The sequence below is a fragment of the Pseudomonas sp. Lb2C2 genome (genome assembly GCF_052112205.1).
Classification (GTDB): Bacteria; Pseudomonadota; Gammaproteobacteria; order Pseudomonadales; family Pseudomonadaceae; genus Aquipseudomonas; species Aquipseudomonas kilonensis.
In genome coordinates, this window is sequence record NZ_JAUTYW010000009.1 from 24,856 (window position 1) to 41,449 (window position 16,594).

Consider the following 16,594-nt stretch of genomic DNA (forward strand, 5'->3'; position numbering starts at 1 on the left):
CAGCGTCGCGCCGAAAAACAGGCGTACGAGGAGAATCGAATGCTTCCGGCTCTTTGGGTTGCCAAAACAGGTCTGTCCGCCCAGGACACCAACCTTTCCACTATTTCCAACAACCTGGCGAACGTTTCGACCACGGGTTTCAAGCGTGATCGTGCCGAGTTCCAGGACCTGCTGTATCAGGTAAAACGCCAGCCTGGCGCCCAGTCGACCCAGGACAGCGAACTGCCGTCGGGCCTGCAAGTGGGTACCGGTGTGCGCATCGTCGGCACCCAGAAAAACTTCAACGCCGGCAGCCTGCAAACCACCGAGCAGCCGCTGGACATGGCCATCGACGGTCGCGGTTTCTTCCAGATCCTGCAACCGGACGGGACCACGTCCTACACCCGTGACGGCACGTTCCACCTCGACTCCAATGGCCAGATCGTCAACGCCAGCGGTTTCGCCCTGGAGCCAGCGATCGTTATCCCGAACGATGCCCAGACCTTTACCGTGGGCCGTGACGGCACCGTGTCCGTCACCGTGGCGGGCAACCCGGCCTCCCAAGTGATCGGCAACCTGCAGACCGCCGACTTCATCAACCCGGCCGGCCTGCAAGCGGTGGGCAATAACCTGTTTCTGGAAACCGCCGCCAGCGGCGCGCCGCAAGTCGGCACTCCCGGCCTGAACGGTTTCGGTACCACGCTGCAGAACACCCTGGAAACGTCCAACGTGAGCACCGTTGAGGAGATGGTCAACATGATCACCACCCAGCGCGCCTACGAGATGAACTCCAAGGTGATCTCCACCGCCGACCAGATGCTCTCGTTCGTTACGCAGAATCTGTAATCACGTCGCAACGTCCGTCATTACGTAGACAGGGCGGCCCCAGGGTCGCCTGCAACACCAAGAGGTAGGGTCATGAAACGCTTCGTATCTGTTCTGGCACTGAGTGGGATCACCGCACTCGCGGGCTGTGTCGCGCCGACACCCAGGCCCAATGACCCGTATTACGCCCCGGTGTTGCCGCGCACGCCGTTGCCGGCTGCCGCCAATAATGGCTCGATCTACCAGGCCGGTTTCGAGCAGAACCTGTACAGCGACCGCAAGGCTTTCCGGGTTGGTGACATCATCACCATCACCCTGAACGAGCGGACCCAGGCCAGCAAGAACGCCAACTCGCAAATCGACAAGACCAGCGAGACCAGCGTCGGCCTGACCTCGCTGTTCGGCTCCAGCCTGACCACCAACAACCCGATCGGTAGCGGCGACCTGAGTCTCAATGCCGGCTACAGCGCTGATCGGGCCACCAAGGGCGACAGCCAGTCCGGCCAGAGCAACAGCCTGACCGGTTCGATCACCGTGACCGTCGCCGATGTGTTGCCCAACGGCATCATCGCCGTGCGTGGCGAGAAGTGGCTGACGCTCAACACCGGTGACGAACTGGTGCGCATCGCCGGCATGATTCGCGCCGATGACATTTCCACTGACAACACTGTTCCGTCGACCCGTGTAGCCGATGCGCGCATCACCTATTCGGGTACCGGTGCCTTTGCCGATGCGAGTCAGCCGGGCTGGTTCGACCGTTTCTTCCTCAGCCCGAAGTTCCCTTTTTAGGTGGCCCAGTTGAATCTTAAGCAGCTGTTGATCGGTGCCCTGGTGATGTCGGCGGCCTTTACCGCTCAAGCCGAGCGTTTGAAGGACATCGCCAGCATTTCCGGCGTGCGTTCCAACCAGTTGATCGGCTACGGCCTGGTCGTGGGCCTGAACGGTACCGGTGACCAGACCACCCAGACCCCGTTCACCCTGCAGACCTTCAACAACATGTTGTCGCAGTTCGGCATCAAGGTGCCGGCCGGCTCCGGCAACGTGCAGTTGAAGAACGTCGCGGCGGTGTCGATCAGTGCCGATCTGCCGGCGTTCGCCAAGCCTGGGCAGCAGGTGGATATCACCGTCTCGTCCATCGGTAACTCCAAGAGCCTGCGCGGCGGTACCTTGCTGCTGACGCCGCTCAAGGGTATCGACGGCAACGTCTACGCCATTGCCCAGGGCAACCTGGTGGTGGGCGGTTTCGATGCCGAGGGGCGCGACGGTTCGAAGATCACCGTCAACGTTCCGTCGGCCGGCCGCATCCCAGGTGGTGCGTCGGTGGAGCGGGCGGTGCCGAGCGGTTTCAACCAGGGCAACAGCCTGACGCTGAACCTCAACCGTTCCGACTTCACTACCGCCAAGCGCATTGTCGACAAGATCAACGACATGCTCGGCCCAGGCGTCGCCCAGGCCATCGACGGCGGCTCGATTCGCGTCACCGCGCCACTGGATCCGAGCCAGCGGGTCGACTACCTGTCGATCCTGGAAAACCTTGAGGTCGACCCGGGCCAGGCGGTGGCGAAAGTCATCATCAACTCGCGTACCGGCACCATCGTGATCGGCCAGAACGTCAAGGTGTCTCCGGCCGCCGTGACCCACGGCAGCCTGACGGTGACCATCACCGAAGACCCGATCGTCAGCCAGCCGGGGCCGTTGTCCAACGGCCAGACCGCCGTGGTACCGCGTTCGCGGGTCAATGCCGAGCAGGAAGCCAAGCCGATGTTCAAGTTCGGCCCGGGCACTACCCTGGATGAAATCGTCCGGGCGGTGAACCAGGTCGGCGCGGCACCGGGCGACTTGATGGCCATTCTCGAAGCCTTGAAGCAGGCCGGCGCGTTGCAAGCCGACCTGATCGTGATTTAAGGAACACGGCCATGGTGGATATGCGCAAAGGCGCCTTGATCAGCGGGGATTCGGGGTCCTACTCGGACTTGAACCGCTTGAACCAGCTCAAGGTCGGCGACAAGAACAGCGAAGGCAACCTGCGCAAAGTGGCGCAGGAATTCGAGTCGCTGTTCCTCGGCGAAATGCTCAAGTCCATGCGTTCGGCCACCGAGGCCTTGGGCAAGGACAATCCGATGAACACGCCGGAAGCCAAGCAGTACCAGGAAATGTACGACCAGCAGTTGGCCGTTTCCATGTCCCGCGAAGGCGGTGGTATCGGCCTGGCCGACGTGCTGCTGCGCCAGATGTCCAAGAACAAGCCGCTGGTGTCTGGCGAGGCGGCGACATTGTCGGCTGCCAAGCAGCAAGAGGTGCAGGACAAGGTCGCCAAGGCGCCGGTGCCGACGCCAGTGGCGGCCGGGACCCTGCCCACCGATGGCCCGTTGTCGCGTATCAGCGGCCAGCGTCCGTTGTGGGCTTCGCGGGCCGTGAGTGCGCCGCAAGGGGCTGAGGGCGTCCATCGCAACGACATGGAATTGCTCAACCAGCGCCGCCTGGCCCTGCCGCCGAAACTGGCCGACCGCCTGCTCGCCGGCCTGGTGCCTTCGGCGTCGGCCAATGCCGATGTGCCTGCGCAGAACTTGCTGCCTGATCGCGCCATCGCCGCCGTCAAGCCGGCCACCGGCGAACTGGCCAATGGCGACTGGCTGGCCGCGCTCAAGGCTTCCGAGCCCAAAGGCGACATGCAGGTCTATGGTCGCGCCGTGGCACAGCCACCGCTGGCACCGGCACGCAAGGCCTTCCGCGATGCCGATGAATTCGTCAACGCCATGCTGCCAATGGCCAAGGAAGCGGCGGACCGCATCGGTGTCGACCCGCGTTACCTGGTGGCCCAGGCCGCCCTGGAAACCGGTTGGGGTAAATCGGTCATGCGCCAGCCCGATGGCAACAGCAGCCACAACCTGTTCGGCATCAAGGCCAGCGCCAATTGGAAGGGCGATTCGGCGCGGGCGATCACCAGCGAATTCCGCAATGGCGCGATGGTCAAGGAGACGGCCGAGTTCCGTTCCTACGCCTCGTACCGCGACAGTTTCCATGATCTGGTCAATCTGCTGCAAAGCAACAGTCGCTATCAAGATGTACTGAAGTCGGCCGATAACCCGGAACAGTTTGTACGCGAGTTGCAGAAAGCCGGTTACGCCACCGACCCGAACTACGCCAGCAAGATTTCGAACATAGCCCGGCAGATGACGAGTTACCAAAACTACGCGTCGGCTGGTGCCACCACGACTTTATAAGGTCTGAACCATGAGTTTGCTCAATATCGGGATGTCGGGTCTGTCCGCAAGCCAGACCGCACTGGTGACCACGGGTAACAACATCGCCAACGTCGATACCGCTGGGTATTCGCGTCAGCAGACCGTGCAGACCACCAAGGCGTCGAACCAGTACGGCAACGTGTTCATCGGTTCCGGCACAACCCTGGCGGACGTGCGCCGGGTGTATAACGCCTATCTCGAAGCGCAACTGAAAACCACCACCTCGCTCAACAGCGACGCGGCGGCCTATCAGGGCCAGATCACTCCGCTCGACTCCCTGTTGTCCGACAGCGGCACCGGTCTCAACGGGGCATTGACCAAGTTTTTCGCCTCGGTGCAGAACGTCAACGCCAAACCGGGTGACGATGCATCCCGCCAGTTGCTGCTTAGCGATTCCCAGGCCCTGAGCAACCGTTTCAATTCGATTGCCAGCCAGTTGACGGAGCAGAGCCAGAACATCAACGGCAACCTGTCGAACATGGTCGAGCAGGTCAATAACCTGGCGGCCACCGTTGCGCAGTTGAACAAGAAAATCGCCGAAGTCTCCAACGCCGGCGGCGCCCCTAACGACCTGCTCGATGCCCGCAGCGAAACCATTCGCCAGCTCTCGACCTTCACCGGCACGCAGGTCGTCGAGAACGGCAGCAGCCTGGACATCTACCTGGGCTCCGGCCAACCGTTGGTGATGGGCAATACCGTCAATACCCTGGAAGCGGTGCCGGACAAGAACGATCCGGGTCGTATTGGCATCCAGCTCAACAGCGGCTCCAGCTCCATGGACCTGACTTCGGTGCTCACTGGCGGCGAAATCGGTGGCCTGATGCGCTACCGCAGCACCGTGCTCGACCCAGCCATGAACGAGCTGGGGCGCGTGGCCCTGGTGGTCGCCGACCAGATGAACAGCATCCAGGCGTCGGGCATCGACATGAACGGCGCCTTCGGCTCCAACCTGTTCAGCAACATCAACAGCACTGCGCAAATGAGTCAGCGCAGCGTTGCGTCGTTGAACAACAGTGCGGGCTCCGGCAACTTCAACGTGTCCATCGAAGACACCGGAAAACTGACCACCAACGACTACAAAATTACCTTCACCAGCGCCACCAATTACACCGTGCAGCGCTTGCCTGACAACACGTCGATGGGCGCATTCAGCACTACGACTACGCCAGCACCGATCGTCGATGGCTTCTCGCTGACCTTCGCCAGTGGCACCGCGGCCGCAGGCGATTCGTTCAAGATCACCCCGACCCGCAACGCGGCGACCAGCATCAAGACCGAGATGACCGACTCCAAGCGGCTGGCAATTGCCGCGCCGTTGGGCGCCGCCATCGTGCCAGGGGGCAGCGGTACGCTGACCATTCCGGCCAGCGGTCAGCCCACCATGACCACGAAGCTGGACATCTACGATGAGGCCACCACCAGCATCATCCAGAACGGCATCAAGAATTCCATGCCGGTCAAAGTGGTGTTCGGCGCGACGTCCACTGATGGCACCAGCCAGGCTTACCAATTACTCGATGCCAAGGGCTTCGAGATCAGCAATGGCACGATCAAGCCTGGCCAGAGCAACACCCTGAGCCTGAGCGTTCCGCTCACGGACGCCAGCGGCAACCCGATCATGGATTCGTCCGTACCGCCGGTGCAGCGCACCGTCACGTTCGACATGTCCATTGCCGGCGCGCCATCCGAGGGTGCTGGTATCAATGTCAGCCTCAGCCAGCCCGGCACCCTGGACAACCGTAACGGCACCGCCCTGGCCGGTTTGCAGACCGCCAAGACCGTGGACACCGGTTCTTCCAGCGCGGGCATTTCCTTGAACGATGCCTACGGCAAGCTGGTGGAAGGCGTAGGTTCCAAGGCCGCCCAGGGCAAGCTCGACAGTGCCGCCACCGGTGCGATCCTGGACAACGCCAAGAACGCCCGCGACTCACTGTCGGGCGTGGACCTGGATGAGGAAACCGGCAACCTGGTCAAATTCCAGCAGTACTACACCGCGTCTTCGCAGATCATCAAGGCTGCGCAGGAAATTTTCAGCACGCTGATCAACAGTCTTTAAGGAGCCGTAGCCCATGCGCATTTCCACCTCCCAGTTTTACGAAAGCACGGCTGCGAACTATCAGAAAAACTTCGCCAACGTGGTCAAGACCAGCGAAGAGGCCAGCAGCCTGGTGCGCGTGAACACCGCTGCCGATGATCCGGTAGGGGCCTCGCGTCTGCTGCAACTGGGCACGCAAGCATCGATGCTGGCTCAGTACGAAACCAACACCAACACCATCAAGGCAACCCTGGGCACCACTGAAGCGGTGATGACCAGCATCGGCAACGTGCTGCAACGCGCCAAGGAATTGGCCGTCGGTGCCGGCAACGCCGGCTACACCGACGCCGACCGCCAGGCCAACGCCTCGGAGCTGGCGCAGATCGAAGAGCAGTTGCTGAGCCTGATGAACAGCAAGGACGAAAACGGCAAGTATATTTTCGCCGGCTCCAAGGGCGACACCATTCCGTTCACCCGCAACAACGATGGCAGCTACAGCTATAACGGTGACCAGGTGACCCTCGACCTGCCCGTCGGCGACACCATGTCGATGGCCACCAACAGCACCGGCTGGGAAGTGTTCCAGCAGGCCGTCAACACCAGCCGCAGCCAGGTCACCATGACCGCGCCTGCGGTGGATGATGGCCGCGTGGTGCTGTCCAACGGCCAGGTGTCGTCCAGTGTCAGCTACAACAGCAAATTCCGCAGTGGCGAACCGTACACCGTTGAGTTCACCAGCGGCACGCAACTGAGAATCACCGACTCCGGCGGCAACGACGTCACCGCCGAAGCCAGCCAGGGCGGTGCTTTTGATCCCAACAGCAAAAGTGGTCAGGCGGTACAGTTCCGTGGCCTGGAACTGACCCTGAACATCAACCTGCAAACCGGTGATACCGCGGGCACTGTGTTGCCTGGCCACACCTTCACTCTGGCCGCCAAGCCGGATACTTTTGTCACGACCCGCAGCCCGGGCAACCCGACCACGGTCCAGGTCACTGGCAGCGAAATCACCGACCCGGTGGCCTACCACGCCAGTTTCCCTACCGGTGCGGCCGTACTGAAGTTCACCAGCGCCACCGATTTCGACCTCTACACTGCGCCGCTGACCGCCAACAGCCAGCCGGTGTCCAGCGGTACCCTGGCCGGCAACGTGGCCACCGCCTCGGGCGTGAGCTTTACCCTGGACGGTACGCCTGCCGCTGACGATCAGTTCAGCATCGCGGTCAACACCCACGAAACCCAGAACATTCTGGACACCGTGAACCAGCTGAAAACCGCGCTGAACACGCCGACCAACAACGATCCGATTGCGCTGCAAAAGCTGCAGGCTTCGCTGGCCTCCGGCATCGGCAACCTGGCCAGCGGCACCGATCAGTTGTCCAGCGCCTTGAGCTCGGTAGGTGGGCGTGGCCAGGCTCTGGAAACCCAAAGCGACACGAACCAGAGCCTGCTGTTGGCCAATAACCAGACTCAATCGTCGATTCGTGATTCCGATGCGGCCGAAGTGATGACTCGCCTGACCTTGCAGCAGACCATGTTGCAGGCCTCGCAACTGGCTTTCAGCAAGATCACCCAGTTGGGCCTGTTCAACAAGATCTGAGCCGGTATCGACCGAGCCGCCAACCGTCTTTTTTTAAGCGGTTCCGGGGCTCCGACCTGAAAAGGCCGGGGCCCGCCGCTCGAGAGTTTTAACCGTGAAGTCACTTCCGCTCGTCAGTATCGTCATCCCCGCCTACAACCCTCGGTTCTTCGACCAGGCACTGCTCAGTGCCCTGACCCAGACCTACGAACACATCGAGATCATCGTTTGCGATGATTCGCCTAGCGATGAGATTCGCCAGATCGTCGAATCGTTCACTGAACCGTCCCATCCGATCCGCTACTTGCGAAACCCACAGCGACTGGGGCTTCAGGGCAACCTGTTGCGCTGTGTCGAAGAGGCCAGCGGTGAGTTCATCAAGGTGCTGTGCGACGATGACCGTCTATTCGCGCCGAGCATTGCGATGCAGGCCCGGGCGTTGATGGATCATGCTGACGTGAGTGTGGTGTTTGCGCTTCGGCTGTTGTGCGACGCAGGCAACTTCATCTTGCCACCCCGGGTGGATAACTGCCGCTTCTCGCCTAATGACGCCTTGCTCAAGGGCGACGACATGCTGGCGATTTTTGAGAAAACACCTACCAACTTTGTCGGTAATTTCAGTTCCGCCCTGATGCGCCGGGCCGATGTGCTGGAGTTGTTGCCCGCCCTGATTCAGGACGGTGCCGGTTTTGTTGCGGTGCTCGATTTTGCTTTGTTTGTCTGCTTGATGCGACGCGGCAACCTGATTGCCTTGAATACCGTGTTGAGTATCGAGCGTCTCTACCCGGAGCGGTTGAGCAAAACCCCGGAAATGCTCAAGGCTGCCAAATCAGAGTGGGAATGGCTGGCGCAGATGCTTGTTGCACGCAGCGGTGAAGCGGCTCCAGCCTCGGGTTGGGTGCGCTGCATCGATTTGAATAAAGTCACTGACCAGCCTCATGCCTGGCAGGAGCTCTGCGTAACCCGCGTGCTGGGCAACCGCAATACCGTCGTCAATGGTCGGGTAGGCGCCCAGAGCGAGAGCTATGCCGAGTTCTACCGTGAATGGCTGTCGAATCGTCGTTTCAGTGAGGTCGAACAGCGTGTCATGCCTGCGCGCATCGACAGTTGGCCGTTGCGGCCGAACATCGTGCCCATTGTCATCGACGGTGCCGGTGATGATGTGGCATTGGCGTCCACGCTGCGCAGCATAGACGGCCAGCTCTATCCGGCCCAGGCTGTCGTGGTGCTTTCCGACGCCCGTTGCGAGGCCAATGACCGGGTGTTGCAGTTGCCCTATCAGCCCGATTGGGCGCGGCAACTCAATGCCATTGTCCCGCAGTTGGAGGGCGCGCATTGGTTCTATCTTCTGCGCGCTGGCGATACCCTCCGTGATTCAGCGTTGTTGATCCTGGCCGAACGCGTGGCCGGGAAACCGGGAATCCTCTGCGCTTACAGCGATGAGGGCGCACTGGTAAACGGCGAGTCCATCGAGCCGGTATTCAAGCCTGATTTCAACCTCGACCTGATGCGCGCCTATCCCTACGTCGGCCGGGCCCTGGCCTTCGAGCGTGAGCGTTTCATGACCGTGGGCGGTTTCGACCCGGCCCATGGCGAGCTGGCACCTCACGATTTGCTCTGGCGGTTGGTAGAAGAGGCTGGCCCGCAGACCATCGAGCACATTGCCGAGATTCAGGTGGAGTCGACGCTGAGCTTCGCCCAATGGCTGTCGTGGCCAGGAGTTATTGAGGGCAACGCCCCTATGGTCAGCGCTCACCTGGCGCGCATCGGCGCACCTCATGAGATTCGCCAGGATATGCTGCCGCTGATCAATCGCATCGACTACCGATATGGCATTCGTCCGTTGGTGTCAATCATCCTGCGTACGGGGGATTCGCTGACAGCCTTGCAGCGCTGCTGCGAAAGCCTGATCGAGCGCACGGCCTATACGCATTATGAAATTCTGATAGTGGATAGCGGCGCCCGGGATCCTGCCATGCTCGGCTGGCTGGCGGACATGGCGCAGTTGGGCGCAAGCATGCTGCGCGTGCTGCGCTACGCCGGTGACGACAATGAGGCTGCGGTGCGTAACTTTGCCGCGAGCCAGGCCCGGGGCGACTACTTGTTGCTGCTTAGCCCACAGATGGTCATTTGCGAAAGTGATTGGTTGGACGAGCTTATCAACCATGCCTTGCGCCCGGAAGTCGCGGTGGTCGGCGCAAGGATACTCAGCCCCCAGGGTACGATTGTCGGCGCAGGGCAGATCCTCGGGTTGGCCGGACCGGTGGGATCACCATTTTATGGCGAGTCCGCGACCTCGCGTGGCTACATGCAGCGTCTGCACACGACTCAGAACTGGAGTTCGGTCAGCAGCGACTGCCTGATGGTTCGCAAGCAGGTGTTCGAAGAGCTCGATTGTCTTGATGAAGCGACGTTCACCCAGGGCCTCAGTGACGTCGATTTGTGCCTGCGCATAGGTAAGGATGGCTATCTGGTGGTCTGGACGCCTTACGCCAGCGTCATGCAAGCGACCGGGCAATCGCCAGCCCAGCCGGAAGAAGCGTTGCAGGAACGCGAGCGTGAAGTTTTCTATCGCAAATGGCTGCCGCAGATTGCTCGTGACCCGGCTTACAGTCCTTCCTTGAGCCTGGGGGCTTCCAGCTTCGGTCTGGAACCCTCGCTACGCAATAACTGGAACCCGTTTTGCACCCGTACATTGCCACTGGTACTTGGTTTGCCAGTCAATGCCACAGCAGTTGGTCATTATCGCGTCACGGCCCCTCTGGCTGAGCTTGAAGCTGCCGGTCGAGTGATTGCTCGGGTGGCCTACGAGTCGCCTTCGACCGTTGAAATCGAGCGGCTGTCTCCAGATGCCATCGTGTTGCAGGGGCGCTACAGCGAAGGTGCTGCTGGCGACATTCTACGAATGAAGAAGTATTCCGGCGCTTTTAGGATTTTTGAACTCGACGACTACATCGTAAGCGCGCCCAAGAAAAATACCCACACGCGCAACAAACCGGTCAACACCGAGCAGATGTTGCGCGAGGGTATCGCGTTGTGTGATCGCGTGGTGGTGACAACTCAACCGCTGGCGGATGCCTTATCCTGCATGCACAACGAGATCCGCGTGGTGCCTAACATGTTGCGACCCGAGCCATGGGCCCGGTTGAGCAGCCGGCGCGGAACATCCTCCAAGCCACGGGTCGGCTGGGGCGGCGGGACCAGCCACAGCGGCGATCTGGAAATCATTGCCGACGTCGTCCGCGAACTTGCCAATGAGGTGGAGTGGGTGTTCTTCGGGATGTGCCCGGAAGTGTTGCGCCCCTACATTCATGAATTCCACGCCTCCGTCGGGTTGCAGACTTACCCGTTCAAACTGGCCAGCCTGAACCTCGACCTGGCACTGGCGCCGCTGGAGTTCCACATCTTCAACGACTGCAAGAGCAATCTGCGCTTGCTGGAGTACGGCGCCTGCGGCTACCCGGTGATCTGCACCGACACCAAGGCCTACGACGGCTTCCTGCCGTGTACCAAGGTACGCAGCAACAGCACCGAGGAATGGATCGCGGCAATCCGCATGCACTTGGCCGACCCTGACGCCAGCTACCGCATGGGCGATGAACTGCGCGAAGCGGTGTTGCGCGACTACATGCTCAGCGGCAAAAACCTGCAACATTGGTTGTGGGGTTGGTTGCCGGACTAGCTCTGACAAAACTTGGATCAGTGGCGACTTTAGTCGCCTTTTTTTCGCCTCAGTCTCCATGCCCACAAGCCGATAAAGGCAGATGAGTTTTTTTGATCGCGAGCGGTTTTATCCAATGCTGCTTGAAAAAATACCCGGTTTCTCAACAGAGCAAGGAAGAAGCAAATGGCAGTGATAAATGGAACGAGCGGCGTGGATACACTGGCCGGGAGCAGTGATGACGACGAGGTCTATGGATTGGCCTCCAATGATGTACTCCTGGGTAGCGCTGGGGCGGACAGGCTGGATGGGGGGACGGGGGTCGATACGGTGGATTATTCCGCTTCGACGGCTGGCATCGACATTGATATTCGCAACGGTGTCGGCCGGGCTGGTGTCGGTGGTGATGCCGAGGGCGATACGCTGGTCGCTATCGAAAAAGTTATCGGTACGGCATTTGATGACACTTTCACGAGCGCGATTGGTGGCCCTACTTTTGAAGGCGGCGCCGGTAACGATGTTTATAACGTCGCCACAAGTGGCGTGAAAATAATTGAGCAGGACAATGGTGGCATCGACGAGCTGCGTACCAGCTGGAAGTTGATGACCATGGACCCCTTCATTGAAAACATGACCTACACCGGCAGCACAGACTTTACCGGTTACGGCAACGCCAGCGACAACATCATCACCGGCGGCGTGGGCAACGATGTGCTGTTCGGTGGTGACGGCGCCGACCAGTTCTTTGGCGGCGCGGGGCTGGACGTGGCCGGTTATACCGACAGCAAGGTGGCGGTGAACATCAACCTCAAGACGGGTGTTCACTCGGGCATTGCGACTGGCGACACCTTTACCGACATCGAAGTGATTCGTGGCACAGGTGCTGCCGATACCTTCGTGGCGGACGGTCGGGCGATTGGCTTCGACGGCGGCGCGGGCATCGACACGGTGGATTACTCGACGTCGGCCGAGGCGATCAATGTCGATATTCGGGCCTATAAAGGCTTGCCTGGGATTGGCGGTGATGCCGAGGGCGACACGCTGGAAGGGATCGAAAAGGTTATCGGTACGGCGTTCAATGACACGTTCACCAGTGCCTGGGGAGCCGTGACGATGGAAGGCGGGGCAGGGGACGATCTCTATACCGTCAATACCAGCGGCAACAAGACGGTCGAGTTGGCTGACGGCGGCTACGACGAAGTTCGCACTAATCAGGCCACCTTCACCCTGAACCCGTTCATCGAAAAACTGACCTACACCGGCACGGCGACGTTCACCGCGTACGGCAACGCCAGCGACAACATTATCATCGGCGGCGTGGGCAACGATGTACTGTTCGGTGGTGACGGCGCCGATCAGCTCTTCGGCGGCGCGGGGCTGGACGTGGCCGGTTATACCGACAGCAAGGTGGCGGTGAATATCAACCTCAAGACGGGTGTTCACTCGGGCATTGCGACTGGCGACACCTTTACCGACATCGAAGTGATCCGCGGCTCAAGTTACAACGACACCTTCGTGGCGGACGGTCGGGCGATTGGTTTCGACGGCGGCGCGGGCATCGACACGGTGGATTATTCCACTTCGACCGAAGCGATCAATGTCGATATCCGCAATTACAAAGGCCTGCCAGGTACCGGCGGTGATGCCGAGGGCGACACGCTGGAAGGTATCGAAAAGGTCATCGGTACGGCGTTCAATGACACATTCACCAGTGCCTGGGGCGCCGTGACGATGGAAGGCGGGGCAGGGGACGATCTCTATACCGTCAATACCAGCGGCAACAAGACGATCGAGTTGGCTGACGGCGGCTACGACGAAGTACGCACTAATCAGGCCACCTTCACCCTGAATCCGTTCATCGAGAAACTGACCTACACCGGCACAGCGGCTTTCACTGCTTACGGCAGTGTCACTGACAACATCATCGTCGGCGGCGCAGGCAATGACGTGCTGTTCGGCGGTGACGGCGCCGATCAGCTCTTCGGCGGCGCGGGGCTGGATGTGGCCGGTTATACCGACAGCAAGGTGGCGATGAACATCAACCTCAAGACGGGTGTTCACTCTGGTATCGCTACCGGCGATACCTTTACCGACATCGAAGTGATCCGCGGCTCAAGTTACAACGACACCTTCGTGGCGGACGGTCGGGCGATTGGTTTCGACGGCGGCGCGGGCATCGACACGGTTGATTACTCGACGTCGACCGAAGCGATCAACGTCGATATTCGCGTCTATAAAGGCCTGCCTGGAATTGGCGGTGATGCCGAGGGCGACACGCTGGAAGGGATCGAAAAAGTCATCGGTACGGCGTTCAATGACACATTCACCAGTGCCTGGGGCGCCGTGACGATGGAAGGCGGGGCAGGGGACGATCTCTATACCGTCAACACCAGCGGGAACAAGACGGTCGAGTTGGCTGATGGCGGCTTCGACGAAGTGCGCACTAATCAGGCGACCTTCACTCTGAACCCATTCATCGAGAAGCTGACCTATACCGGCACAGCGGCTTTCACCGCGTACGGCAGTGTCACCGACAACATCATCGTCGGCGGCGCAGGTAACGACGTGCTGTTCGGCGGTGACGGCGCCGATCAGCTCTTCGGCGGCGCGGGGCTGGACGTGGCCGGTTATACCGACAGCAAGGTGGCGGTGAACATCAACCTCAAGACGGGTGTTCACTCGGGCATCGCCACTGGCGACACCTTTACCGACATCGAAGTGATCCGTGGCTCGAATTTGAACGACACCTTTGTGGCGGACGGCCGGGCGATCGGTTTTGACGGCGGCGCGGGCATCGACACGGTGGATTACTCGACGTCGGCCGAGGCGATCAACGTCGATATTCGGGCCTATAAAGGTTTGCCTGGGATTGGCGGTGATGCCGAGGGCGACACGCTGGAGGGCATCGAAAAGGTCATCGGTACGGCATTCAATGACACGTTCACCAGCGCCTGGGGAGCTGTGACGATGGAAGGCGGGGCAGGGGACGATCTCTATACCGTCAATACCAGCGGCAACAAGACGATCGAGTTGGCCGATGGTGGCTACGACGAAGTGCGCACCAACCAGGCCAGCTACAAGATGGATCCGTTCATCGAGAAGTTGACCTACACCGGCACGGCCGCTTTCACCGCCTATGGCAACGCTAGCGAAAATATCATTATCGGGGGAGCAGGCAACGACGTGCTGTTCGGCGGTGACGGAGCCGACCAGTTCTTCGGTGGCTCGGGGCTGGACGTGGCCGGTTATACCGACAGTAGCGAGGCCATGTACATCAACCTCAAAACCGGAGTTTATTCGGGTATTGCAGTTGGTGATACCTTTACCGACATCGAAGTGATCCGCGGCTCAAGTTACAACGACACCTTTGTAGCGGACGGTCTGGCGATTGGCTTCGATGGTGGTCTGGGCATCGACACGGTGGATTATTCGACCTCGGCCGAAGCGATCAATGTCGATATTCGGGTCTATAAAGGCTTGCCTGGGATTGGCGGTGATGCCGAGGGCGACACGCTGGAAGGGATCGAAAAGGTCATCGGTACGGTGTTCAATGACACGTTCACCAGTGCCTGGGGTGCTGTAACGCTGGAAGGAGGGCTCGGTGACGACGTCTACATCGTCAACACCAGCGGGAACAAGACGGTCGAGCTGGCCGATGGCGGCTTCGACGAAGTATTTACTAGCCAGGCCATCTTCACCATGGACCCGTTCATTGAGAAGATGACCCACACTGGCACGGTGGCATTCACAGGGTACGGCAACACCGGCGATAACATCATCATCGGTGGTGGCGGTAACGATGTACTGTTCGGCGCCGCTGGCGCAGATCAACTCATTGGTGGAGCAGGCGTGGATGTCGCCAGCTATGGCGATAGCCGGGTAGCGGTTACCCTTAATATGACCACAGGCGTCCATACAGGCCTTGCGGCTGGGGATACCTATCAGGAGATTGAAACGCTACGAGGGTCGGGTTTTAACGACACCTTCATCGGCGGTTCGCAAGCGATGGGCGTGGATGGCGCGTTGGGAACTGATCTGGCCAGCTATGAGCAGTCCTCCAGTGCGGTGACCATCGACCTGACAACCAATGTGAATGCCGGTGATGCGGCGGGCGATACGTTTACCGCGATCGAGATCTATCAGGGCTCCAGCTTCGATGACACCCTGTTGGGCTCTGCTAAAGCCGACATTTTTATTGGTGGTGCAGGCGCCGACGTCATCGATGGTCGCGATGGTGTGGACCAGGCCTGGTACATCAACAGTGCTGCCGCTGTGGATATCAACCTTCAGACGGGTATTCACCAGGGAGGCGACGCCGAGGGCGATGTGCTGACTAACATCGAGCGGGTCATGGGTAGCCAGTTCAATGACTCCATGACAGGAGACAGCCTGGCTAATTGGCTGGAGGGCGGGCTGGGCAGCGACACCATCTACGGGGGCGATGGCGCCGATTACATCTATGGCGGCTTGTACACGGCTATTGGCCCGATGCTTCCCGGTAGCTCTACCAACGTTGCCCAAGCCGATCAGCTCTATGGCGGCCTCGGCAATGATGCGATCACCACGGCCAGCCTGGACACCGGAACAGTGGCTTATGGCGAGGCTGGCAACGACGGTATCGCGGTGTTCAGCGGCACTGCTGACGGTGGGGCCGGCAACGATATTTTGTTGGGCAAAGGGGATGGTTTCCGCTTATTGGGCGGGGCAGGCGATGACACTTTGACTGTCGCCGAAGGTGGTCAGGGGTTCGTCAATGGAGGCCAGGATGACGATACCTACGTCATTGATACTTACGGCCAGGTCACGATCAAGGATGACGGCACAGGAGGATTTGACCGGGTGATGCTGAACGGAATGGCGTCGATGGACACGATAACGACCGTGCGAAGTGGCAATGATGCCTATATCTTCAATACCTCCAGCTACCATTCAGGCCAACCTCTTTCGGACATGGGCGTGAAGCTGCAGGATTGGTACGCGGGCTTCAACACCATCGAGCAGTTCCATACGTCCAATGGAGATGTCTTTACGATCCCCGCATAACACCTGCGCGTGCTCCCCCTTGCCCGGGGAGCTTGATCAAGAGCAGGGCTATAGGAACGCCTCTGGGTCTTATTGACCCAGAGGCGTTTTTATTTGCCCGCAGCTTGGGCGCAATCTTGCGCAGGCGAGTCCTGCCGTAGGCGGACTGTCTGGTGCGGAACTTGCAGCCCAGCGCAAAGCGCTCGAAGAGCGTCAAGTTTCCATACGGCCTCTGTCATCAAGTCAGT

At 60.1% G+C, this 16,594-nt stretch carries 8 protein-coding genes; all 8 read left to right on the forward strand.

The genetic code is table 11. The features are described 5' to 3' along the window. Positions 1 to 39 precede the first annotated feature (39 nt). The 8 genes from flgG to Q7F16_RS24770 all read left to right on the forward strand — a co-directional run bounded on the left by flgG (position 40) and on the right by Q7F16_RS24770 (position 16,367). Complete coding sequence (flgG, locus tag Q7F16_RS24735) at positions 40 to 825, forward strand: flagellar basal-body rod protein FlgG (RefSeq protein WP_018614451.1); 786 nt, start codon at positions 40 to 42, stop codon at positions 823 to 825. 72 nt (positions 826 to 897) lie between these two features. Then, positions 898 to 1,593, forward strand: a complete 696-nt coding sequence (gene flgH / locus Q7F16_RS24740) for a flagellar basal body L-ring protein FlgH (RefSeq protein ID WP_046062978.1) — start codon at positions 898 to 900, stop codon at positions 1,591 to 1,593. Between the two features lie 45 nt (positions 1,594 to 1,638). Then, positions 1,639 to 2,709, forward strand: a complete 1,071-nt coding sequence (locus tag Q7F16_RS24745) for a flagellar basal body P-ring protein FlgI (RefSeq protein ID WP_161798353.1) — start codon at positions 1,639 to 1,641, stop codon at positions 2,707 to 2,709. 14 nt (positions 2,710 to 2,723) lie between these two features. Continuing rightward, positions 2,724 to 4,028, forward strand: a complete 1,305-nt coding sequence (flgJ, locus tag Q7F16_RS24750; protein WP_079305380.1) for a flagellar assembly peptidoglycan hydrolase FlgJ — start codon at positions 2,724 to 2,726, stop codon at positions 4,026 to 4,028. A 10-nt stretch (positions 4,029 to 4,038) separates the two neighbouring features. Beyond that, a complete protein-coding gene (gene flgK / locus Q7F16_RS24755) occupies positions 4,039 to 6,105 on the forward strand; it encodes a flagellar hook-associated protein FlgK (protein ID WP_409556426.1) in 2,067 nt (688 codons plus the stop codon). A 13-nt stretch (positions 6,106 to 6,118) separates the two neighbouring features. Then, positions 6,119 to 7,684: a flagellar hook-associated protein 3 gene (locus Q7F16_RS24760; RefSeq protein WP_204127047.1), complete on the forward strand. Its 1,566-nt coding sequence runs from the start codon at positions 6,119 to 6,121 to the stop codon at positions 7,682 to 7,684. 94 nt (positions 7,685 to 7,778) lie between these two features. After that, positions 7,779 to 11,345 (forward strand): glycosyltransferase, encoded by a 3,567-nt coding sequence (locus tag Q7F16_RS24765; RefSeq protein WP_409556427.1) that lies wholly within the window; start codon positions 7,779 to 7,781, stop codon positions 11,343 to 11,345. Between the two features lie 165 nt (positions 11,346 to 11,510). Next, the gene (locus Q7F16_RS24770) at positions 11,511 to 16,367 is read left to right on the forward strand and encodes a hypothetical protein (protein ID WP_409556428.1); all 4,857 of its coding nucleotides are present in this window, start codon (positions 11,511 to 11,513) and stop codon (positions 16,365 to 16,367) included. Positions 16,368 to 16,594 lie beyond the last annotated feature (227 nt).

Coding starts and splice junctions, on each gene's coding strand:
- flgG (WP_018614451.1), top strand. CDS start 40: ATGCTTCCGGCTCTTTGGGTTGCCAAAACAGGTCTGTCCGCCCAGGAC.
- flgH (WP_046062978.1), top strand. CDS start 898: ATGAAACGCTTCGTATCTGTTCTGGCACTGAGTGGGATCACCGCACTC.
- Q7F16_RS24745 (WP_161798353.1), top strand. CDS start 1,639: ATGTCGGCGGCCTTTACCGCTCAAGCCGAGCGTTTGAAGGACATCGCC.
- flgK (WP_409556426.1), top strand. CDS start 4,039: ATGAGTTTGCTCAATATCGGGATGTCGGGTCTGTCCGCAAGCCAGACC.
- Q7F16_RS24760 (WP_204127047.1), top strand. CDS start 6,119: ATGCGCATTTCCACCTCCCAGTTTTACGAAAGCACGGCTGCGAACTAT.
- Q7F16_RS24770 (WP_409556428.1), top strand. CDS start 11,511: ATGGCAGTGATAAATGGAACGAGCGGCGTGGATACACTGGCCGGGAGC.